The organism is Geobacter hydrogenophilus (genome assembly GCF_018501225.1).
In the GTDB taxonomy this organism is placed as follows: Bacteria; Desulfobacterota; Desulfuromonadia; order Geobacterales; family Geobacteraceae; genus Geobacter; species Geobacter hydrogenophilus.
This window is the reverse complement of sequence record NZ_JAHCZI010000010.1, coordinates 1-20,338: the sequence shown is the minus strand read 5'-3', so window position 1 is coordinate 20,338 and position 20,338 is coordinate 1. Positions and strand designations below refer to the sequence as shown.

16 protein-coding genes are annotated in these 20,338 nt (G+C 61.9%); 3 read left to right on the top strand and 13 right to left on the bottom strand.

Translation table 11 applies throughout. The features are described from left to right. Window positions 1-47 precede the first annotated feature (47 nt). The 8 genes from KI811_RS14090 to KI811_RS14055 all read right to left on the bottom strand — a co-directional run bounded on the left by KI811_RS14090 (window position 48) and on the right by KI811_RS14055 (window position 8,337). Window positions 48-1,697, bottom strand: coding sequence for a FecR family protein (locus KI811_RS14090; protein WP_214187117.1), 1,650 nt, complete (start codon window positions 1,695-1,697; stop codon window positions 48-50). A 152-nt stretch (window positions 1,698-1,849) separates the two neighbouring features. Next, a complete protein-coding gene (locus KI811_RS14085) occupies window positions 1,850-3,187 on the bottom strand; it encodes a TldD/PmbA family protein (RefSeq protein ID WP_214187116.1) in 1,338 nt (445 codons plus the stop codon). An 18-nt stretch (window positions 3,188-3,205) separates the two neighbouring features. Continuing rightward, window positions 3,206-3,658: an N-acetyltransferase gene (locus KI811_RS14080; RefSeq protein ID WP_214187115.1), complete on the bottom strand. Its 453-nt coding sequence runs from the start codon at window positions 3,656-3,658 to the stop codon at window positions 3,206-3,208. Window positions 3,659-3,707: 49 nt separating this feature from the next. Beyond that, window positions 3,708-4,625, bottom strand: a complete 918-nt coding sequence (locus KI811_RS14075; protein WP_214187114.1) for a GGDEF domain-containing response regulator — start codon at window positions 4,623-4,625, stop codon at window positions 3,708-3,710. Beyond that, window positions 4,615-5,469: an HDOD domain-containing protein gene (locus KI811_RS14070; protein ID WP_214187113.1), complete on the bottom strand. Its 855-nt coding sequence runs from the start codon at window positions 5,467-5,469 to the stop codon at window positions 4,615-4,617. The genes KI811_RS14075 and KI811_RS14070 overlap by 11 nt, the downstream gene beginning before the upstream one ends. Beyond that, window positions 5,459-5,788, bottom strand: a complete 330-nt coding sequence (locus tag KI811_RS14065) for a hypothetical protein (RefSeq protein ID WP_214187112.1) — start codon at window positions 5,786-5,788, stop codon at window positions 5,459-5,461. The genes KI811_RS14070 and KI811_RS14065 overlap by 11 nt, the downstream gene beginning before the upstream one ends. A 33-nt stretch (window positions 5,789-5,821) precedes the next feature. Further along, a complete protein-coding gene (gene recN / locus KI811_RS14060; RefSeq protein ID WP_214187111.1) occupies window positions 5,822-7,486 on the bottom strand; it encodes a DNA repair protein RecN in 1,665 nt (554 codons plus the stop codon). After that, the gene (locus tag KI811_RS14055; protein ID WP_214187110.1) at window positions 7,486-8,337 is read right to left on the bottom strand and encodes an NAD(+)/NADH kinase; all 852 of its coding nucleotides are present in this window, start codon (window positions 8,335-8,337) and stop codon (window positions 7,486-7,488) included. The genes recN and KI811_RS14055 overlap by 1 nt, the downstream gene beginning before the upstream one ends. Before the next feature lie 144 nt (window positions 8,338-8,481). On the opposite strand from KI811_RS14055, the gene KI811_RS14050 reads away from it, so the two are divergent. Genes KI811_RS14050 through pfkA form a run of 3 tightly spaced genes read left to right on the top strand, consistent with a single transcriptional unit; the run spans window position 8,482 to window position 13,294 of the window. Further along, window positions 8,482-10,998, top strand: a complete 2,517-nt coding sequence (locus KI811_RS14050; RefSeq protein ID WP_214187109.1) for a glycogen/starch/alpha-glucan phosphorylase — start codon at window positions 8,482-8,484, stop codon at window positions 10,996-10,998. 14 nt (window positions 10,999-11,012) lie between these two features. After that, window positions 11,013-12,338, top strand: a complete 1,326-nt coding sequence (locus KI811_RS14045) for a replication-associated recombination protein A (protein WP_214187108.1) — start codon at window positions 11,013-11,015, stop codon at window positions 12,336-12,338. Then, window positions 12,335-13,294 carry a 6-phosphofructokinase gene (gene pfkA, locus KI811_RS14040; protein ID WP_214187107.1) on the top strand — a complete coding sequence of 320 codons (960 nt, stop codon included), beginning with the start codon at window positions 12,335-12,337 and terminating at the stop codon, window positions 13,292-13,294. The genes KI811_RS14045 and pfkA overlap by 4 nt, the downstream gene beginning before the upstream one ends. Window positions 13,295-13,321: 27 nt before the next feature. Here the strand turns inward: pfkA and KI811_RS14035 are convergent, their stop codons facing one another. The 5 genes from KI811_RS14035 to KI811_RS14015 form a co-directional block, all read right to left on the bottom strand. Further along, a complete protein-coding gene (locus tag KI811_RS14035; protein ID WP_214187106.1) occupies window positions 13,322-13,942 on the bottom strand; it encodes an HAD family hydrolase in 621 nt (206 codons plus the stop codon). Between the two features lie 29 nt (window positions 13,943-13,971). Further along, window positions 13,972-14,286 carry an HNH endonuclease gene (locus KI811_RS14030; RefSeq protein WP_214187105.1) on the bottom strand — a complete coding sequence of 105 codons (315 nt, stop codon included), beginning with the start codon at window positions 14,284-14,286 and terminating at the stop codon, window positions 13,972-13,974. Then, the gene (gene rnhA / locus KI811_RS14025) at window positions 14,283-14,741 is read right to left on the bottom strand and encodes a ribonuclease HI (protein WP_214187104.1); all 459 of its coding nucleotides are present in this window, start codon (window positions 14,739-14,741) and stop codon (window positions 14,283-14,285) included. Before rnhA ends, KI811_RS14030 begins: the two co-directional genes overlap by 4 nt. Further along, entirely contained in the window at window positions 14,725-15,378 is a 654-nt protein-coding gene (locus KI811_RS14020; RefSeq protein WP_214187103.1) for a lysophospholipid acyltransferase family protein, read from the bottom strand. The genes rnhA and KI811_RS14020 overlap by 17 nt, the downstream gene beginning before the upstream one ends. A 172-nt stretch (window positions 15,379-15,550) precedes the next feature. Further along, window positions 15,551-20,338: MBG domain-containing protein (locus KI811_RS14015; RefSeq protein ID WP_214187102.1), on the bottom strand; the 4,788-nt coding region annotated here is incomplete at its 5' end.

Sequence of the window (20,338 nt, the reverse complement as noted above, 5' to 3'; positions counted from 1 at the left end):
TTCTTTGCGGACCCCACAGGTTCGCCAACCTCCGATATTTTGTCCATTTACAGAACCAACCCGATAATGAGCCCCACGATCCCGCCGGCTACGCCAAGCATTCCATAGGGAAAGCGGCGTTCGATGACGAAGCTCTGGGGAGGAGAGAAGCTCCCCTCGTTGCCTTTTGCATCGATGCACAACGTCCTGACATAGTAGGTCCCGGCATCGGGCCGGGGGATGACCAGTTCAGGAACTTCCACCTTTGTATCCTGGAGCAGATCGGCAAACTGTTCGTCCCGGGCCACCTGGAACCGATAGGTGATCCCCTTCCCGGCATCCCGGACCCGGATTCGCATCTGCTTGCCATCGTCTTCCGGTGCCCCGGCCGGCGCGGGCGTGGGGGGAGGCTTCACCAGGCTGAAAGAGAGGGCGTCGGACCACTCCCCCTGGAAACCGTCCGGGGCCACCGAGGCCACGCGAAAATGGTAGCTTCCGTAACCCAGCTCCACTTTCTGCTCCACCCCCTCCACCCGCTGGTCCACCAGGGGAGAAGTAAAACTGTGATCCCCGTCGATCTGGATCCGGTACCCGGTTGCGCCGCCGACCCGGAGCCACCGGGCGGTAACAGTCGTGCTTCGGTACTCGGCCCCCTCCCGGGGAGCCTCCACATTGGGAGGCATGGGGTTGAGCCGGATCACGACCGGCACCGGCGCCAGCGGTTTACCCTCAAGCCCCTTTTCGTCGATGCTCGTGGCTTGCAGAAAGTACGAGCCATCATCGAGACCGGACACCTCGAACGCCTCGCCGACCGGCATGACCCGCTCCCTGACCACGGCACGCATCTCCCCGTCCCGGGCAAGGGTGGCGCGGAGCGCATTGGCCCCCGCCACCGTCGAGAAGCCGATACGGACAGGCTCGCTCTTGTAAACCGGCGACACCCCCAGGGGGCGCGGCGGGGGAAGCAGGGGGCGCGGCGGGGCAGGAATCTCTCCCTTGCGCACACCGGTACCTTCCCCTTCGTGCAGCATCACTTCCCGGCGCATCGCCTCGACCGCCACCGTACCGGCCAGAACCTCGGAACGGGTGGTCTCTTCCTCGTCCACCGAAACCCTGAACTCGGTCCCCCGTGCCCCTGCCACCGCCGAAGGAGTCCGTATATTGTACCGCTGCTCGTGCCCCGTTGCCTTGCGTATGCGCGACAGTACCCGCCCCGTTTTCAGGAAGAGATTGCGCAGGACAAACTCATCACCTTTTTGACGGGATCGAACAAGGGAAAGCACACTGTCCGGCTTGAGGAGAAAGGAGGAGCCGTCTCCAAAGGTAACCTCCACGGTACCATCCCCCCCCGTCTCGAGCCTTCCCCCCTCCTCCAGGGACTCCCCAACCTGGGGTGGGCGACCTTCTTCACCAGCGGCACGGTAGTAGCGCACCTCTCCCGTGACAAAGGAAACGACTCCCTCGGCCGGTATTCCCCGCAAGAGTTCAGCCGGGACCATGACCCGCTGACCCGGCCGGATCAGGTCGGGATTCCGCATGTGGTTCAACCGGTAGATCTCGCGACAGGAGTCGGGATTTTCCAGATGCTGGCGGCAGAGGGTGCGGAGTGTATCACCGGGAGCCACCGTTATCCCCACCAGGGGGCCGGCATGGGCTTCCAGCGACAATCCCGCGGTACAGACGACAGTCAAAATCATCACATATTTCATCGTCGACATTTAGCGCCCCCCCAAGGAAAAACTTTTTCATTATACTTTCTTTTTTCACCAAGACAACAAGGGCATAAAAAAACCGCCACCCGGAATTTTTCTGAAGGTGACGGCTCGTATATTGGGCAGGTAAAGCCTGCCGGAAGTAAGGGTAATCCCCCTTACTCTCCACTCACGTCAAGGGCCGCGATTCGCAGCGACGGCGACCCCACGGTGCCATAGAGGCGAAGGTCGTTCCCCACTCCCTCCACTCCCCGGAAGAGTTCCAGGATGTTCCCTGCGATGGCGATCCCCTTGACCGGAACCGTCACCCTCCCCTCCTCGATGAGAAACCCGGCGGCCCCCACGGAGAAGTCGCCGGAGATGGGGTTGGCGGTGTGCATCCCCATGACGTCGGTGAGGAAAATGCCCCGCCCGATGCCGGCCATGAGGTCGTCGAGGGAAACGGCGCCATTCTCGATGAAGAGGTTGGACACCCCCATGTGGGGGGGTGACTTGATGCCGCCCCGGCCGGCGTTGCCGGTGGATTCGACGCCATCCTTGCGGGCCCGGAGGGTGTCGTAGAGGTATCCGAGGAGCACGCCGTCCTCCACGAGGATTGTGTTCTGCTTCGGCACCCCCTCGGAGTCAAAGGGAGCGGTCCCCATGCCGCCGGGGAGGGTTCCGTCATCCCGGACCCGGAGGAGGGGACTGATAATCCGCTCTCCCTTTTTCCCCGCCAGGAGCGACTTCCCCTTCTGGACGCTCTCGGCCAGGAAGGCGGAGGCAAGCACCTCCAGGATTTCGGTGGCCACGTAGCTGTCAAGAACCGCAGGACAGCGCATGGTCGGAATCTTAGCGGCCCCCAGAAGCCCCACCGCCTTGGCGACGGCCCGTGCTGCAATCCGCTCCACCGAGAGATCGGCGAACCGGTTGGCGAAGTCGAAATCCCACCCCATCTGGGAATTGCCGTTTTCCTCGGCGATGGCCGAAACGCTGGCGGATACCGACGTGCCCCGGGAGGAGACATCGACGCCCCGGGAGTTGACGATGCGGGTCTCCACTGTCGATTCGCCGAAAGAGCACTTGCGTACCCTCTTCACCCGCGGATCGGCGGCCATGACGAGCCGCTCCAGCTCCATGGCCCGCTCCACCTTCTCCGCTTCGGGCACGGCCGCCAGCCCTTCGTCATAGAGCCCGGCGATCTCCGGACAGGTCCGGGGATCGGGAAAGGCATGGTGTTCGTCAGGGGTCTGGGTCTCGGCCCCCACGAGGGCATTTTCCACCATGCGGGCAAGGTCTGAAGGTTCCATGCTGGTGGAATACGAGAACCCCATGCCGCCGTTTTTCAGAACCCGGATGCTCACCCCACCCGGGGCAGAGCACTTGAAGGTGTCAACCTTCTGCTCCTTCACCTCAATGGAGAGAAGGCGCGACGATGCGGCGGCAACCTCCCACCCGTCCAGGGAACGGTCCTTCAGGAGAGCAATGACGGTTTCGATCATTTCATTTGTTTGCATGGCTATACCTGTCGGGGACTATTCGAGGTCCAGAATCATTGCGATCTCGTCGCAGTCAGGGAATTTCACGCACTTCATGCAATCGCCCCACACCTTGTGGGGAAGCTCCGATTTGTCCACGATCCGCATGCCGAATTTGCCGAAGAAGTTGGGCTTGTAGGTGAGGCAGAAAACCCGCTTGAGCCCCAGCTGGCGGGCTTCGTCGATGCAGGCGTTCACGACCTGGGTGCCGATCCCCTTCCGCCCTGTCTCCTCCGCCACGGCCACGGAGCGGATCTCGGCCAGGTCTTCCCAGATGATGTGGAGGGCGGCGGTGCCGACGATCTCCCCCCCCTCCTCCCACACGTAGAAGTCGCGGATCGACTCGTAGAGCTCCGACAGGGAACGGGAGAGCATGTCCCCCTGGCTGGCGAAGTGGGTGAGGAGCTTCTGGATGTTCTTGACGTCGTGTATCTGGGCCTTGCGGAGCATGGGCGGGTCTCCTTCTGTGGTGTGGATGGGATGGTTCTGCGTTGAACGGCTATTTACGCCGGTCCATGACATAACAGCTCTTGTGGGATTTTTTGGCCAGTTTTTTCAGTTCCGCCGCCACCTCGGCCACCTTGGCGTAGTGTCCGATCTTCGGCGAATCCATGGGAACGATGGAGATGGCAACCCCCATGAGCGGCACCCGTTCCTCGTTCCCCTTGCGGTCGTGGGCCACGTAGAATCCCCGCGCCTTCTCATCCTCGTTGAAGAGCTCTGAGACGACGGCGGTGAAGTTGGCGATGATCCGCTCCGACACGGCCTCGGCCTGGTCAAGGGGCACAATGAAGACGAAATCGTCACCGCCGATGTGGCCGGCAAACCCCTCTCCCGCCTCCTTGACGGCATTGGAGATGATGCGGGCAACCATCCGGATCACCTCGTCGCCGTGGGCGAAGCCATAGACGTCATTGTACTGTTTGAAGTGGTTGATGTCCACGTAACAGACCCCCATGGGCTTTCCCACCGCGTGCTCGATGGCCCGCTGGATTGAGGTGTTGCCGGGGAGTCTCGTCAGGGGGTTGTTGTCGAAGACCCGCCTGAGGCGCCGAAGCGACAGGACAATGCGGGTAAAGAGGTCGCGATAGTTGAGGGGGATGGCAACGAAGTCGTCAAGGGGATATTCCTCCCAGTCGAATCCTTCGGCCCCCTGTTCGGGGAGCATGCCGATGACCGGGATGGTGGAGAAGAAGAAGTCGTCCTTGAGGCTGCGGATGATGCCGAGGATCGTCTCGTCTGGCGACGACAGGTCCATGAGAACCACGTCGGGGGGGTCCGAATAGATGGACCCCATGACGCTGGCGGGGTTTGCAAGGGTGACCACCTGGTACCCCTTGCTCTGGAGGCGCAGCTCAAGGCTTCCGTCTCCTCCCCTTGGGCCGGTGACGACGATTATCCTCAGGTTAGCTCTCATCGGCGGACTGTATCTCCAGGCTGAAGTTTCTGGTCTCCACCAGCCTGTCCTCCAACTCCTCCACGATCACGGCGAGGTCATCCTCGGTCATGCCGAGGCGTTCCCAGGCCGTGGGCTGGATACGGGGGACATAGTCGTCGCCGCTGAAGCCGAAGGCGCTCGCCTTCACGAGGACGTCGGCCAGGTGCACTACAGCGGTTTTCGTCTGGTGGTGCTGTGCCCGTGCCACGTCGTGGTGGCAGGCCACCGGCTCGCTCAGCTTGTCGGGAAGGTACCAGTTGCGCACCAGCCATTCCCCCACCTCGGCGTGGTCCGTCTCCAGCACCTTCCGCTCCGCTTCGAGCATGGTGATCCCGTCCCGGACCATGATATCGGCAACCAGATCGTAGTCATCGGAGCACTTCTCCTTGAGAATCACCTTGCCGATATCATGAAGGAGGGCCGCGGTGGAGATCTCCTCCACCTCGGGGAGCTTCAGGTGCCGGGCGATGATGTTGGCCGCCACCCCGGCCCCCAGGGAGTGCTCCCAGAGCCCCACGATGGTCTTTTCCATGATCTCGAAGATGGAAGAACTGAGGGCCAGGCTCTTGATGACATTAACCCCAAGGAGAATGAGGGCGTTGGAGATGGTGGAAACCCGGTAGAACCCGTAGGAGGGGGAGTTCACGAGCCGCAGCACCCGGGCCGACAGGATCTGGTCCGAGGAGACCAGGCGGGCCATTTCCTCGATGGTGGACTTGCGGTTTTCGGACAGGGCCTGGAGCCGCGACACGACGCCGGGGAGAGTCGGGAGCGAGTTCGTATCCCGGATGATGTCGAGGATCTTGTCGCGCTTACTTCCCACCTTCGCCCCCCATGGAACGGATGATGATTCTGCGGTAGATCTCCTTCAGCCGCATCATGAGCGGCACGTTCGCCACCTTGCCGAACCGGCGGTCCAGATCGGCCAGGAGGTCCTCCAGGGTCTTCTCCCCTTCGATGACGACCGGATGCCCCTCCACGGTTATGGACTTGATCCCCAGGTTCTTGAGCCGTTCGATGAGCGATTCCGTAAGGGTCGTCCCCCGGCCGCAGATGGGAGGCCCCTGGGGATTGTCGGCCCTCCTTATATCGCGGGCAAGAACCATTTCCGGCTCGGCAAGGGCTAAGGGTATCATCTGCATCAGGTTTCGTCTCCGTGAACGGCTGGGCCGTTTCTACGCCCCGGCCCCGTGGGCAATCATCTCGCGGGCATGCTCCAGGGTCCGGTCGGTGATGGTGACCCCCCCCAGCATCCGGGCCATCTCCGCCACCCGGGCCTCCCCTTCCAACGGGGTGACGGCAGTGGCGGTCCTTCCCCCTTCCACCCGCTTCTCAACCAGGTAGTGGTGGTCGGCAAAGGCCGCCACCTGGGGAAGATGGGTAATGCAGAGAACCTGCTGGCCCCTGCTCACCCGCTTGAGCTTTTCCCCCACCAGGGCCGAGGTGGCGCCGCCGATGCCGGTGTCCACCTCGTCGAAGACAAGGGTCGGCACGTCGCTCTCGGGGTGGACCTGCTTGAGAGCCAGCATGAGCCGGGAAAGCTCCCCGCCGGAGGCGATCTTCGTCAGGGGTTTCGGCTCCTCCCCCGGGTTGGGGGAAAAGAGGAACTCGGCCCGCTCAAGCCCCGTGGCCCGGGGCTCGGAAAACTCCTCGAAGGCGACCTCGAAGAGGGCGTGTTTCATGGCAAGCTGGTGGATCTCCCGCTCCATGGCCTTTTGCAGCTCCTTCGCCACGGCGCGACGTTTCGCCGAGAGTTCTCCCCCCTTTGCCGCAAGCTCCTTGCGCAGCCTCTCCAGGGCCGCGTCCAGCTCACCGCGGGTCCGCTCCCGGTTTTCGAGGAGCTCCATCTCGCGGGCCGCCTCCTCGCCGTAGGCGATGATCTCCTCCACGGTGGGGGCATATTTCTTCTTGAGCCGACGGATCAGGTCGAGCCGCTCCTCAACCCGCTCCAACCGCCCAGGATCGGCCTCCACGCGGGCTGCGTAATCTCTGAGGGTGAGAGCGGCATCCTCCAGCTGGGCGGCGGCGTCCGCCAGGGAGTCCACAAGCTGCCCGAGGGATCCGTCGATGCCGGCTATCTCGGCCACCTTCCCCTTCACTTCGGCCAGCCGATCGAGCACGGCGCCATCGTCCCCGTAGAGGGCGGCGTAGGCCTCCTGACTGGCGCAGAGAAGCTTTTCGCCGTGGGCCAGGAGCCCCCGTTCCTGCTCCAGCTCCTCATCTTCGTTCGGACGAAGGGCCGCCTCCCTGATCTCGTTTGCCTGGAACGACAGAAGATCGAGCCGCCGGGTCGCCTCCCGCTCCCCCTCCTCCAGCGCCCGGATTTGATCAAGGGTAGCGCGGTAATCGGCATAGAGGGCGGCATAGGCTTCCCGGAGGGAAAAGAGTCCCCCGAAGCCATCCAGGAGGACCAGGTGGTTGTCGGTCCGCAGGAGGGTCTGGGACTCGTGCTGGCCGTAGATATTGATGAGCTCACGGGCGATATCGGCGAGAATCGCCTGGGTGGAGAGACCGCCCCCCACGAAGACCCGGTTGCGCCCCGAGCGGGACACGACCCGTTTCACCAGAAGCTCGCCGTCGCACTCTATCCCTGCCCCGGCCAGGCGGGCCGCAAGTAGGGTCCCTTCGGGAAGCGCAAAGACCGCCTCCACGGTGGCCTCCTCGGCGCCGGTCCTGATCAGGTCGGCGGAGGCGCGTCCCCCCATGATGAGGCTCACCGCGTCGATGATGATCGACTTTCCCGCGCCGGTCTCGCCGGTGAGGACCGTGAGCCCCGGTTGGAACGGAACATGGAGGGTATCGATGATGGCGAGGTTTCTGATGGAGAGGTCGATGAGCACTACCGCTCACCCCACTTGAGCTTGGTTCTGAGAACCTCGAAATAGTCCTTGCTCCGCGACATGACGAGGCGCGTGCGGTGCTCGGCCCGGCGCACCCGGATGATGTCGCCGCACTTGAGCTCCATCCCCACCTGACCGTCAAGGGTGAGGTAGACATCCTCATTCTTGGAGATGAGCCGCACCGTGATCTCGGCGCTGGCCTCCAGGACGATGGGGCGGTTGGTGAGTGTGTGGGGGCAGATGGGGGTAATGGTGAGGCATTCGAGGTCGGGATGGACGATGGGGCCGTTGGCCGAGAGGCAGTAGCCGGTGGAGCCGGTGGGGCTCGAAATGATGAGGCCGTCGGCCTTGTAGGTGGTGAGGTAGTGGTCGTTGACCAGGCTCTCCATGTCTACGATCCGGGCCAGGGCACCCTTGTTGATCACCGCGTCGTTCAGCACCCGATGAGAGAAGACGATGTCATCGCCCCGCTCCACGGTGGCGGCAAGCATCATCCGCTCCGAAACCCGGTAGTCGCCGCCGAGGCAGGCTTCAAGGGCCGGATAGAGCTCGTCCAGGGTGACCTCGGTCAGAAAGCCGAGGCTCCCCAGGTTCACGCCGAGAATGGGAATTTCCCGCCCTCCCAGGAGCCTGGCAGCCGAGATGAGGGTGCCGTCGCCCCCCAGAACCACCGCCATGTCGGCAAAATCGGGAATATCTTCGGAGGCAATGCCAGGGCGCCCCAGATGGCGGGCGAAATGAGCTTCAACGAGCGGAACGATCCCCCGCTGCTCGAGCCAGGTGATCAGTTCCCCCGCCACACCCTGGCAACGGGGATCATGAACCTTGGCGAAGATGGCGATTTTTTTCATCGTGCCGACCCTGTAGTTGTGGTATAAGTATGGAATTTACTAGCACAGATCAGGGGGCATGTCCAATGGAAATTCCGCCATTTAGGGGTACTGTCTTCTCCTGAACACCCCGGTTTCCGCCCCCCTTTCCCCTAAGGTGACCCCATGAATGATGAAGCATTTCCAACCAGCTCCGACTCCACTGAACTCGATACCATGATGCTCATCATCAAGTCCTTCCTTGAGCACCTGGAGTACACCCTGGGCAAGGACAAGTACTCCGCCACCCGCCATGACATCTTCAATGCCCTCGCCTACGCCGTCCGCGACCGGATGGTGGAGCGGTGGCTCGACACCCAGCAGGCTTACTACAACGAAGACCCCAAGCGCGTTTACTATGTATCCATGGAATTCCTCATGGGGAGGACCCTGGAGAACAGCCTCGTGAATCTCGGCCTCCTGGCGGAGTTCCGCGAGGCCATGAACTCACTCGGCTACGACCTTGAAGAGTTCATCGAACGGGAGCAGGACGCGGGGCTCGGCAACGGCGGGCTGGGGCGGCTTGCCGCCTGCTTCCTCGACTCCATGGCCACCATGGGGATTCCGGGATACGGGTACGGCATCCGGTATGAGTACGGCATTTTCCGTCAGAACATCACCGACGGCGCCCAGGTGGAGATCCCCGACAACTGGCTCCGCTACCGCAATCCCTGGGAGATGGACCGCCAGGAGCATCTCCACCCGGTCAAGTTCTACGGCAAAGTGGTGGAGCGCAAGGACTCCCAAGGGAACACCGTCTTCGACTGGGTCGATACCGAGGACGTCATGGCCATGGCCTACGACACCCCCATTCCCGGCTACAACACTAACACCGTCAATACAATGCGACTCTGGACCGCCAAGTCGACCCGGGAATTCGACCTTTCCTTCTTCAACGAAGGGAACTACATCCGGGCCGTCGAAAAGAAGATGCTCACCGAAAACATCTCAAAGGTCCTCTATCCTGCGGACAATGTGCCGGAGGGGAAGGAGCTCCGCTTCAAGCAGGAATATTTCCTGGCCTGCGCCACGGTCCATGATGTCATCTACCGCTTCCACAAACAGCACGAGGACCTACGGCGCCTCCCCGAGAAGGCTGCCATCCAGCTGAACGACACCCACCCGGCCCTCTGCATCCCCGAGATGATGCGGGTCCTCATCGACCACCACCACCTCGACTGGGACACCGCCTGGGACATCACCACCAGAACCTTCGCCTACACCAACCACACCATCCTCCCCGAGGCCCTGGAGAAGTGGCCGGTCTGGTTTTTCGAGCATATCCTGCCGCGGCACATCCAGATCATCTACGAGATCAACGACCGTTTCCTTGCCGAGGTGCGGTCGCGCTTCCCGGGCGATGTGGGTAAACTGGAGCGCATGTCCCTCATCGAGGAGCACTGGGAGCGAAGGGTACGGATGGCGAACCTGGCCGTGGTGGGGAGCCACTCAGTGAACGGCGTTGCGGCACTCCACACGGAAATCATCAAGGAGCACGTCTTCAAGGACTTCTTCGAGATGTATCCGGAGCGGTTCAACAACAAGACCAACGGCATCACCCAGCGCCGCTGGCTCAAGTGTGCCAACCCTGATCAGGCGCACCTCATCGCCAACACCATCGGCAACGGCTGGACCACCGATCTCTACAAGCTCACGCAGCTTCGCCCCTTGGCGGACGATCCGGCCTTCGTTGCCCAGTGGCAGCAGGTGAAGCGAACCAACAAGGAAAAGCTTGCCGCGTATATCCTGAAACATAACTGCGTCCAGGTGAATGCCGATTCCATGTTCGACTGCCAGGTAAAGCGGATCCACGAGTACAAGCGGCAGTTGCTGAACGTGCTCCATGTCATCACCCTTTACAACCGGATCAAGGCACGGCCGGAGGATGACTTCGTCCCCCGCACCGTGGTCTTCAGCGGGAAGGCTGCCCCGGCCTATGCCATCGCCAAGCTGATTATCAGGCTCATCAATGCCGTGGGAGATGTGGTCAACAATGACCCCCAGGTTGGGGACCGCCTCAAGGTGGTCTTCCTCGCCAACTACAGCGTCTCCCTGGCCGAGAAGATCTTCCCGGCAGCCGACCTTTCGGAGCAGATATCCACCGCCGGGACCGAGGCGTCGGGAACTGGCAACATGAAATTCGCCCTGAACGGGGCGCTCACCATCGGCACCCTCGATGGCGCCAATATCGAGATTATGGAAGAGGTAGAGCGCGACAACATCTTCATCTTTGGCATGAACGCCGAAGAGGTGGAAGATCTGCGCCGCAGGGGCTATAACCCGAGGGATTACTACACCCAGAATCCCGAGCTGAAAAATGTTTTGGACATGATCGCCGAGGGGTACTTCTCCCCCGCCAACCGTGACCTCTTTCGCCCCATCGTCGACACCCTCCTCAACCAGGGAGATCACTACATGCTCCTGGCCGACTATGCCTCCTACGTGGCCTGTCAGGAGGAAGTGAGCAAGCTCTATCTGGACCGTGAACAGTGGGCCCGGAAGGCAATCCTCAATTGCGCCGGCATGGGCAAGTTTTCCAGCGATCGGACCATTGCCGAGTACGCCCGGGATATCTGGGGGGTGAAACCCTTTGAAGTCCATCCGGTTCTGGACTACCGGCAGCACGATGTGATACCCGACTGAGCAGAATCAGACCGATGACCGATCTTTTTGACGCAACCGCCGCGGCCGAAACCGGCAGGGGCGCACCCCTTGCCGAACGGATGCGCCCCCGCACCATCGACGAGTACGTGGGCCAGGAACATCTTCTGGGCGAAGGAAAGCTCCTGCGCCGGCTCATCGAGTCCGACACCCTTTCCTCCCTCATCTTCTGGGGGCCTCCGGGCTCGGGCAAGACGACCCTGGCCCGTATCATCGCCAACGCCACCAAGTCCCACTTCATTTTCTTTTCCGCCATCCTTTCCGGCGTGAAGGAGATCCGCGAAATCGTCAAGGAGGCGGAGAACGAGCGGAAGTACCGGGGCGCCAACACCATCCTCTTCGTGGACGAGATCCACCGTTTCAACAAATCCCAGCAGGATGCCTTCCTTCCCTACGTAGAGAAGGGAGTCTTCACCATCATCGGCGCCACCACCGAAAACCCTTCGTTCGAGGTCATCGCCCCACTCCTCTCCCGCTGCAAGGTCCTGGTCCTCAATTCCCTGACCGATGAAGAGGTGACGACGATTCTGCGCCGTGCCCTGGCCGACCCGGAGCGGGGGCTTGGCAACCGGGGTCTTGCCGTTTCCGACGAGGCGCTCGCCTTCATGGCGGAACAGGCCCAGGGGGACGCCCGGATCGCCCTCAACACCCTGGAAACGGCGGCGCGACTGGCGAAAAACGGCGAGATCGACCTGGACTCGGCCCGGGAAGCAGCCCAGAAGAAGGCCCTGCTCTACGACAAGGGGGGCGAGGAGCACTACAACGTCATCTCCGCCTTCATCAAGTCCATGCGCGGCAGCGACCCCGACGGCGCCCTCTACTGGCTGGCGCGGATGATCGAGGCGGGGGAAGACCCCCTCTTCATCCTCAGGCGGATGGTGATCCTCGCCTCCGAGGACATCGGCAACGCCGACCCCCGGGCGCTCCAGGTGGCGGTGGCGGCCCTCCAGGCGTTTCAGCTGGTGGGGATGCCCGAAGGGCGGATCATCATGGCCCAGGCGGTGACGTATCTGGCCACCGCGCCCAAGTCCAACGCCTCCTACGCGGGAATCGACGCGGCCCTGGCAGAGGTGAGGAAGAGCGGCGCCCTGCCCGTTCCGCTCCATATCCGCAACGCCCCCACGCGGCTCATGAAGGATCTGGGATACCACGCGGGATACAAGTACGCCCACGACTACGAAGGGGGGCACATCTCCCAGGAGTATCTCCCCGAAAAGCTCCAGGGGAAGACCTTTTACGCCCCCCGCGGGCATGGCTACGAAAAGACGATCAAAGAACGGATGGAATATCTGCGGACCTTACAGGAGAGGAACAAAGAATGAAAAAAATCGGCATACTCACGAGCGGCGGCGACTGCTCCGGCATGAACGCGGCAATACGTGCGGCGGTCCGGACCGCAATCCGCCTGAACATCGAGGTGGTGGGCTTCAGGAAAGGATACCTGGGTCTCATGAAAGGGGACGCCATTCCCCTCGACACCAAGGCGGTTTCAGGCATCCTCCACCGGGGGGGCACGTTTCTCCAGTCGGCCCGTTCGCAGGAATTCAAGACCCCCGAGGGGCAGCAAAAGGCCATGGACAACCTGAAGGAACTGGGCGTGGAGGGACTCGTGGTGCTCGGGGGCGACGGCTCCCTGACCGGGGCACTGGCGTTGCATCGGCTCGGCCTGCCGGTGGTTGGGATCCCGTCCAGCATCGACAACGACATCCCGTACACCGACATGGCCCTGGGGGTCGACACGGCCCTCAACAACATCATCTACGCTGTCGATTGCATCAAGGATACGGCCAGCTCCCATGCCCGGGCCTTCGTGATCGAGGTCATGGGGCGCAACTCGGGATATCTTGCCAGCATTTCCGCCATTGCCACCGGCGCCGAGTATGCCCTGGTCCCTGAGCGGGAATACGACCTGGCCGAGATCTGCCAACAGCTCCGGGCACGCTTCGAGGAAGGGCGCGACAACGCCATCATCATCCTTGCCGAAGGTGCCGGCCATGCTCAGGAGATCTCCGACAGCATCAAGGACGCCATCGGCTTCGAGACGCGGGTCACGGTGCTGGGCCACTACCAGCGCGGCGGCGCGCCGACCGTCTTTGACCGGCTCCTGGCAAGCCGTTTCGGCAAGCGGGCGGTGGAACTCCTCATCTCCGGCAACTCCGGGGTGATGGTGGGACTTTCCTGCAACGCCATTCTCGCCACCCCCCTGGAAGACGTCATCAAAGGAGAGAAACGCCCCCAGGACGAGGTATTGCGGCTGGCGGAGGTGTTGGGAGTTTAGGTAAAAAGGGAATTGAGAGGGAAAGGTTCAGGATCGCACGAGAGCGATCACATCGCCATGGCAGTCGATGCACGCCATGGCAGGGAGATCGGCCTTGTAGGCGACAAAAGGCACCCCGGCGGCCTCGGCTGCCATGCAGTCCACGGCCGAATCACCCACAAAGAGGGCCTCTCCGGGTTCGATACCGAAGTGTTCAACCACTTTCAAGAGCGGCTCAGGATGGGGTTTCGGGTTGTCCACCTTCGAGGCGGTCATGACAAGGCCGAAGTAAGGGGCAAGATCGAAGCTCTCCAGAACGGTATCCATGGAGGTTGACCGGTTGGTGCAGACGGCCAGCTCCACGCGACCCTTAAGCTGATCAAGGGTTTCACGGAACCCCTGTTCCATGACCATCAGGGGGACCAGATCCCGATAGTCGATCCGGCCGGCGCAGCGAACCGCCTCTTCCCACTCCCTCGGGTTGTGGAAAAAATGGGCGAGGACCTCCCGGTTGGCATAGGTGTGGAGGATGCGCATCTGCTCCTCGTCGGACCGGTCGAGCGGTTCGCGCCCCATCATCCCCATGATCCGCTGGTAGAAGGCGAGGTTTGCCTCGAAGGAGTCGAACATCACCCCATCGCAATCGTAGATCACTGCCTTGTAACGCACGCTTACCCCATGCCGCCCGCTGGTGAAGGTTACCCTTCACTGTCGGGTGGTTCGGTTTTCAACGAATCCAGATACTCCTCCCACTCCACGGGAAGGAGGTACTTCTTGCGGTTGTTGCACTCCTTGCAGGCCGGGACCACGTTGCCGCGGGTACTCTTGCCGCCCCGCACGATGGGCACCAAGTGGTCCATGGTGAGCTCCTCGGACGGGAAGATTTCACCGCAGTAGTGGCAGATGCCGCGGGCAATCCGGTTCTTCCACCACTGGCTTCGGCGAAGCTCCCGGGCCTTTTCCTTCTCCCGCTTCACCTCCTGCTCCGACACCTCAACGATGAAGTAGTTCACCGCCGCCCCTGACCTTTCTTTCTGAGTTCGTCAATGGCCCCCCGTGCCAGGGCGTCACAGCGCTCGTTCTCGGAATGGCCGTTGTGCCCCCGAATCCAGGTCCACTGAATACGGTGGATCGTGGAAAGCTCCAGGAGACGCTCCCAGAGATCCCGGTTCAGCACCGGTTCCTTCTTGCTGTTCACCCACCCCCGCCGGATCCATCCCGGAAGCCATTCGGTCATTCCCTTCACCAGATATTGGGAGTCGGTGGTGACGACAACCTCACAGGGACGCGTCAGTGCCTCCAGCCCCCGGATGGCGGCGGTCATCTCCATCCGGTTGTTGGTGGTCTCCCACTCTGCGCCGGATAACTCCTTTTCCGTAGCGCCACACCGAAGGATGCCCCCCCAACCGCCGACACCCGGATTGCCGCTGCAGGCACCGTCGCAGAAAAGTTCAACCCTTGTTGACATAGGCCCCTTCCGCCTTCAGAAGTTCAGCTATGGCCGTCATGACCCGCTCGACAATCAACTGGTGAGTCTCCTTGTTATCCTCGCGGACATACAGGTCTGCAAAATCGAGGGATTTACCGAATACGATGGCGGCATCCTGGCCGACACCGGGAAACTCCCAGCGATTGAGACCGACAAGGGCCGTCGGCACCACCGTGGGGCGCGTGTCGTAGATAATCTTGCCTACGCCCCGGTTGCCAGGGCCAAGAACTCCGTCCTTATGGCGGGTACCCTCAGGGAAGAGCATCACCTTTTCGGTCCGGAGAAGCTCATTGATAACCTTACCGGCGCGGATGTCACGCCCCCGCTTGACCGGAAACGCACCCCACGAACTATAGAGCCACTGCTGAAAACGGCTGGTGAAAAGCTCTTCCTTGGCGGGAGCCCAGACCATCTGCAGTGGATAGTGACGCAACACGGCCCAGGGAATGAAAATGGTTTCGTAGGCGGAGATGTGGTTGGAGGCGATCAGGACTCCGCCATCCTTCGGAAGGTTTTCAATCCCTTTAACCCGGAACCTGTTGATGGTGGATGCATAGAAACCGATTACATGGGCAGAGAATGTAACCCAGACACGGCGAACCAGGGAAGCCTTCAAGAAAACCTCTGAATCATGTGGAATTGATTGGTTATAGCATTATTCCGAAATCGGGGGCAACCGTGAATGCCGTCGAGCATCAGGGGTCATGCAAAAAAACGGGGAGGCGTCCGCGACACCTCCCCGTCATTCTTCATACGATAACCAGAATTTTGCTTAGAGCATCAAATCCTCAGTTCTGCATTTGAAGGGCGCAGACGCGCGCATCCAGCAACGTCACAGCACCATCACCGTCCATATCGAGAGAGAGATTGTTAGTCCCTCTCCCTGCAATGATCGCATTGATATCATCGCTGGTGACCGAACCATCACCGTTAACATCACACGAATTAACGGACAATGGGGCTGCCGTCAGGTCTGACGTCCCAACGGTAATGGTGAAATTCTGGTATGCAGAATACCCTTTCGAATCGGTAGCCTTCACCGAAACATTATAGGAGCCGGTTCGGGATGCATACCAGTTGATCAAACCAGTAGAAGAATTGATCGTCATACCGTCAGGCCTTTTGGCGAACGAATATTTAATGGTGTCGCCATTCGGGTCAACGGCATCAACGTTATAGGTGTAATACTTCCTGGCAACTGCGGTGGTCACTGGAGTGGAGGTGAATGCAGGTGCCCCATTGCTCGTTGTACTTCCCGCGACCGATACGGTGAAGCTCTGGGTGTCGCTTCCTCCCTTGCCATCAGTCACTTCGACCGTCACACTGTTGGATCCGGTCTGCGAAGACGATGGAACCCATGTAATGATACCGGTGCTTGAACTAATAGCCATGCCGCTGGGGGCGGTCGTCAGCTTGTAGCTCAGAGTATCCCCATCAGTGTCAGTTGCGTTGACATCATAGGAGTAAGAACGTCCCACGGTGGCGCTTGTTACCGGCGAGGTAGAAATCACCGGTTGGTTATTGGTACTGGATGACTGTGACACCGTAATGTAGAAGTTCTGAGAAATTCTTCCTCCCTTGCTGTCGACCGCCTGGACACTCACATATTGCGAGCCGGTCTGTGATGCGGTCGGCGTCCAGCTGATGAGTCCGCTGAGAGGATCAATAGTCATCCCTGACGGTGCCGATGACAGTCTGAAGTATACCGTATCCCCATTGGAATCCGTTGCATTCACATCATAGGCATACACTGTATCAACGACTGCCTTGGTCACAGCCGTCGAGGTTATCTTCGGCGAGCTGTTGGAAGAACTGTCTACTACGGAAATCCTGAAGCTCTGGCTTGCGGAAAGCCCAGAGGGATCCGTTGCTTTAACCGTCACCGAATAGGTGCCGGTGCTTCCTGGCCGCCAGTAGATGAGACCGGTTGTCGCGTTGATGGTCATACCAGACGGACGTGTCGGCAGGGAGTAAGTGATAGCGGCACCGTTCGGATCCAAAGCCGTCACTTGATAGTAGTAGTACCCGTCCTTGTACCCTGCTGTAACCGGAGACGATGTGATCACGGGTGGCTGGTTGGTGATAACGGCGTTCACTGTGAGGTTCACGCTCGCCGATGCCGTATCGTAGTTAACGGTGTCGGTCGGCGTGAAGGTAGCGGAGAGAGTTACGGTGCCTGCGGTGTTCAGGGCTGTCCCGGCAGCCGGGGTGTAGGTGAATGTGCCCGGAACGTTGGCAGTGGCGTTGAGCTGAGTGCTGCTGAGAGTTGTACCAACCGACACTGCCGCCGGCGTTGCCCAGGTAATAACCGGAGTCTGCTTGGTAATGGCGTTCACTGTGAGGTTAACACTTGCCGTTGCCGTGCTGTAGTTGACGGTGTCGGTCGGTGTGAAGGTGGCAGAGAGAGTTACGGTGCCAACGGTGTTCAGGACTGCCCCGGCAGCAGGGGTGTAGGTGAAGCTGCCCGGAACGTCGGCAGTTGCGTTGAGCTGAGTGCTACTGAGAGTCGTACCCGCAGACACTGCCGCCGGCGTTGCCCAAGTGATGACAGGAGTCTGCTTGGTAACGGCGTTCACTGTAAGGTTAACACTTGCCGTTGCCGTGCTGTAGTTGACGGTGTCAGTCGGGGCAAAGGAGGCGGACAGCGTCTGGGTCCCGACCGTGTTCAGCACCGTCCCGGAAGCCGGGGTGTAGGTGAAGCTGCCGGCTGTGCTGGCGGTGGCGTTCAGTTGGGTGCTGCTGAGAGTGCTGCCGACGGGAACGGCGGTCGGCGTGGCCCACGTGATGGTAGGAGTGGCCTTGGCGATAACGAGGGCCCCCGTGGCGCTCCCCGTGTAGTTGGCGTCGGTGATGGTGGCAACTACGGCGTAGGAACCGGCCGCGGTCGGTGCGGTGGTGCTGCCGGCGTAGGTGATGGAGACAGTCTTGCCCGCCGGGTTGGTGGTGGCGGTGGCGGCCTTGGCGCTGCCGTCATAGGTGGCGGTAAGGCCTGCAAGGGTTACCGTGGCGCTGGCCGGGTTCACCGTGAGGGTGACGGTCTTGGTGGCCGTGGCGTAGGTGGTGGTGTCAGTCGGGGTGAAGGTGACCGACAGGGTCTGCGTTCCGGCGTTCAGCACCGTCCCCAGGGCCGGTGAATAGGTGAAGGTTCCGGCCACGGTGCCAGCGGAGGCGTTCAGCTGCGTGGCGCTGAGCGCGGTCCCGTAGGTGATCGCTGCAGGCGCTGTCCAGGTGACGGTCGGTACCTGCTTGGCAACAACCGGGAGGCCCACGCTTGCCGTGGCGCCGTTGTAGTTCGTGGTGTCAGTCGGGGCAAAGGAGGCGGACAGCGTCTGGGTCCCGACCGTGTTCAGCACCGTCCCGGAAGCCGGGGTGTAGGTGAAGGTACCGGCAACGTTGGCCGTGGCGTTCAGTTGGGTGCTGCCGAGAGTACTGCCGACGGGAACGGCGGTCGGCGTGGCCCACGTGATGGTAGGAGTGGCCTTGGCGATAACGAGGGTCCCCGTGGCGCTCCCCGTGTAGTTGGCGTCGGTGATGGTGGCCACTACGGCGTAGGAACCGGCCGCGGTCGGTGCGGTGGTGCTGCCGGCGTAGGTGATGGAGACAGTCTTGCCCGCCGGGTTGGTGGTGGCGGTGGCGGCCTTGGCGCTGCCGTCATAGGTGGCGCTAAGGCCTGCAAGGGTTACCGTGGCGCTGGCCGGGTTCACCGTGAGGGTGACGGTCTTGGTGGCCGTGGCGTAGGTGGTGGTATCAGTCGGGGTGAAGGTGACCGACAGGGTCTGCGTTCCGGCGTTAAGGACGGCGCCGGAGGCCGGGGTGTAGGTGTAGGTGCCAGGAACGCTGGCGACGGCGTTGAGCTGTGCGTTGCCAAGCGCGGTCCCATAGGCGATCGCTGCAGGCGCTGCCCAGGTGATGGTCGGTACCTGCTTGGCAACAACCGGGAGGCCCACGCTTGCCGTGGCGCCGTTGTAGTTCGTGGTGTCAGCCGGGGCAAAGGAGGCGGACAGCGTCTGGGTCCCGACCGTGTTCAGCACCGTCCCGGAAGCCGGGGTGTAGGTGAAGCTGCCGGCAACGTTGGCCGTGGCGTTCAGTTGGGTGCTGCCGAGAGTACTGCCGACGGGAACGGCGGTCGGCGTGGCCCACGTGATGGTAGGAGTGGCCTTGGCGATAACGAGGGTCCCCGTGGTGCTCCCCGTGTAGTTGGCGTCGGTGATGGTGGCCACTACGGCGTAGGAACCGGCCGCGGTCGGTGCGGTGGTGCTGCCGGCGTAGGTGATGGAGACAGTCTTGCCCGCCGGGTTGGTGGTGGCGGTGGCGGCCTTGGCGCTGCCGTCATAGGTGGCGCTAAGGCCTGCAAGGGTTACCGTGGCGCTGGCCGGGTTCACCGTGAGGGTGACGGTCTTGGTGGCCGTGGCGTAGGTGGTGGTATCAGTCGGGGTGAAGGTGACCGACAGGGTCTGCGTTCCGGCGTTAAGGACGGCGCCGGAGGCCGGGGTGTAGGTGTAGGTGCCAGGAACGCTGGCGACGGCGTTGAGCTGTGCGTTGCCAAGCGCGGTCCCATAGGCGATCGCTGCAGGCGCTGCCCAGGTGATGGTCGGCACCTGCTTGGCAACAACCGGGAGGCCCACGCTTGCCGTGGCGCCGTTGTAGTTCGTGGTGTCAGCAGGGGCAAAGGAGGCGGACAGCGTCTGGGTCCCGGCGGTGGTCAACACCGTCCCGGAAGCCGGGGTGTAGGTGAAGCTGCCGGCAACGTTGGCCGTGGCATTCAACTGGGTGCTGCTGAGAGCGCTGCCGACGGGAACGGCGGTCGGCGTGGCCCACGTGATGGTAGGAGTGGCCTTGGCGATAACGAGGATCCCCGTGGCGCTCCCCGTGTAGTTGGCGTCGGTGATGGTGGCAACTACGGCGTAGGAACCGGCCGCGGTCGGTGCGGTGGTGCTGCCGGCGTAGGTGATGGAGACAGTCTTGCCCGCCGGGTTGGTGGTGGCGGTGGCGGCCTTGGCGCTGCCGTCATAGGTGGCGGTAAGGCCTGCAAGGGCTACCGTGGCGCTGGCCGGGTTCACCGTGAGGGTGACGCTCTTGGTGGCCGTGGTGTAGGTGGCGGTGTCAGTCGGGGTGAAGGTGACCGACAGGGTCTGCGTTCCGGCGTTAAGGACGGTGCCGGAGGCCGGTGAATAGGTGAAGGTTCCAGCCACGGTGCCAGCGGAGGCGTTCAGTTGGGTGGCGCTGAGCGCGGTCCCGTAGGTGATCGCTCCAGGCGCTGTCCAGGTGATGGTCGGCACCTGCTTGGCAACAACCGGGAGGCCCACGCTCGCCGTGGCGCCGTTGTAGTTCGTGGTGTCAGTCGGGGCAAAGGAGGCGGACAGCGTCTGGATCCCGACCGTGTTCAGCACCGTCCCGGAAGCCGGGGTGTAGGTGAAGCTGCCGGCAACGTTGGCCGTGGCGTTCAACTGGGTGCTGCTGAGAGTGCTGCCGACGTAGACGGCGCTTGGCGCTGCCCACGTGATGGTCGGAGTGGCTTTGTTCACCGTGAGGGTGACGCTCTTGGTGGCCGTGGTGTAGGTGGCGGCGTCAGTCGG

What these genes read in the sequence shown, in the direction of transcription:
- KI811_RS14090 (WP_214187117.1), bottom strand. Translation starts at nt 1,697, where the DNA reads ATGTCGACGATGAAATATGTGATGATTTTGACTGTCGTCTGTACCGCG.
- KI811_RS14085 (WP_214187116.1), bottom strand. Translation starts at nt 3,187, where the DNA reads ATGCAAACAAATGAAATGATCGAAACCGTCATTGCTCTCCTGAAGGAC.
- KI811_RS14080 (WP_214187115.1), bottom strand. Translation starts at nt 3,658, where the DNA reads ATGCTCCGCAAGGCCCAGATACACGACGTCAAGAACATCCAGAAGCTC.
- KI811_RS14075 (WP_214187114.1), bottom strand. Translation starts at nt 4,625, where the DNA reads ATGAGAGCTAACCTGAGGATAATCGTCGTCACCGGCCCAAGGGGAGGA.
- KI811_RS14065 (WP_214187112.1), bottom strand. Translation starts at nt 5,788, where the DNA reads ATGCAGATGATACCCTTAGCCCTTGCCGAGCCGGAAATGGTTCTTGCC.
- KI811_RS14055 (WP_214187110.1), bottom strand. Translation starts at nt 8,337, where the DNA reads ATGAAAAAAATCGCCATCTTCGCCAAGGTTCATGATCCCCGTTGCCAG.
- KI811_RS14050 (WP_214187109.1), top strand. Translation starts at nt 8,482, where the DNA reads ATGAATGATGAAGCATTTCCAACCAGCTCCGACTCCACTGAACTCGAT.
- KI811_RS14045 (WP_214187108.1), top strand. Translation starts at nt 11,013, where the DNA reads ATGACCGATCTTTTTGACGCAACCGCCGCGGCCGAAACCGGCAGGGGC.
- pfkA (WP_214187107.1), top strand. Translation starts at nt 12,335, where the DNA reads ATGAAAAAAATCGGCATACTCACGAGCGGCGGCGACTGCTCCGGCATG.
- rnhA (WP_214187104.1), bottom strand. Translation starts at nt 14,741, where the DNA reads ATGTCAACAAGGGTTGAACTTTTCTGCGACGGTGCCTGCAGCGGCAAT.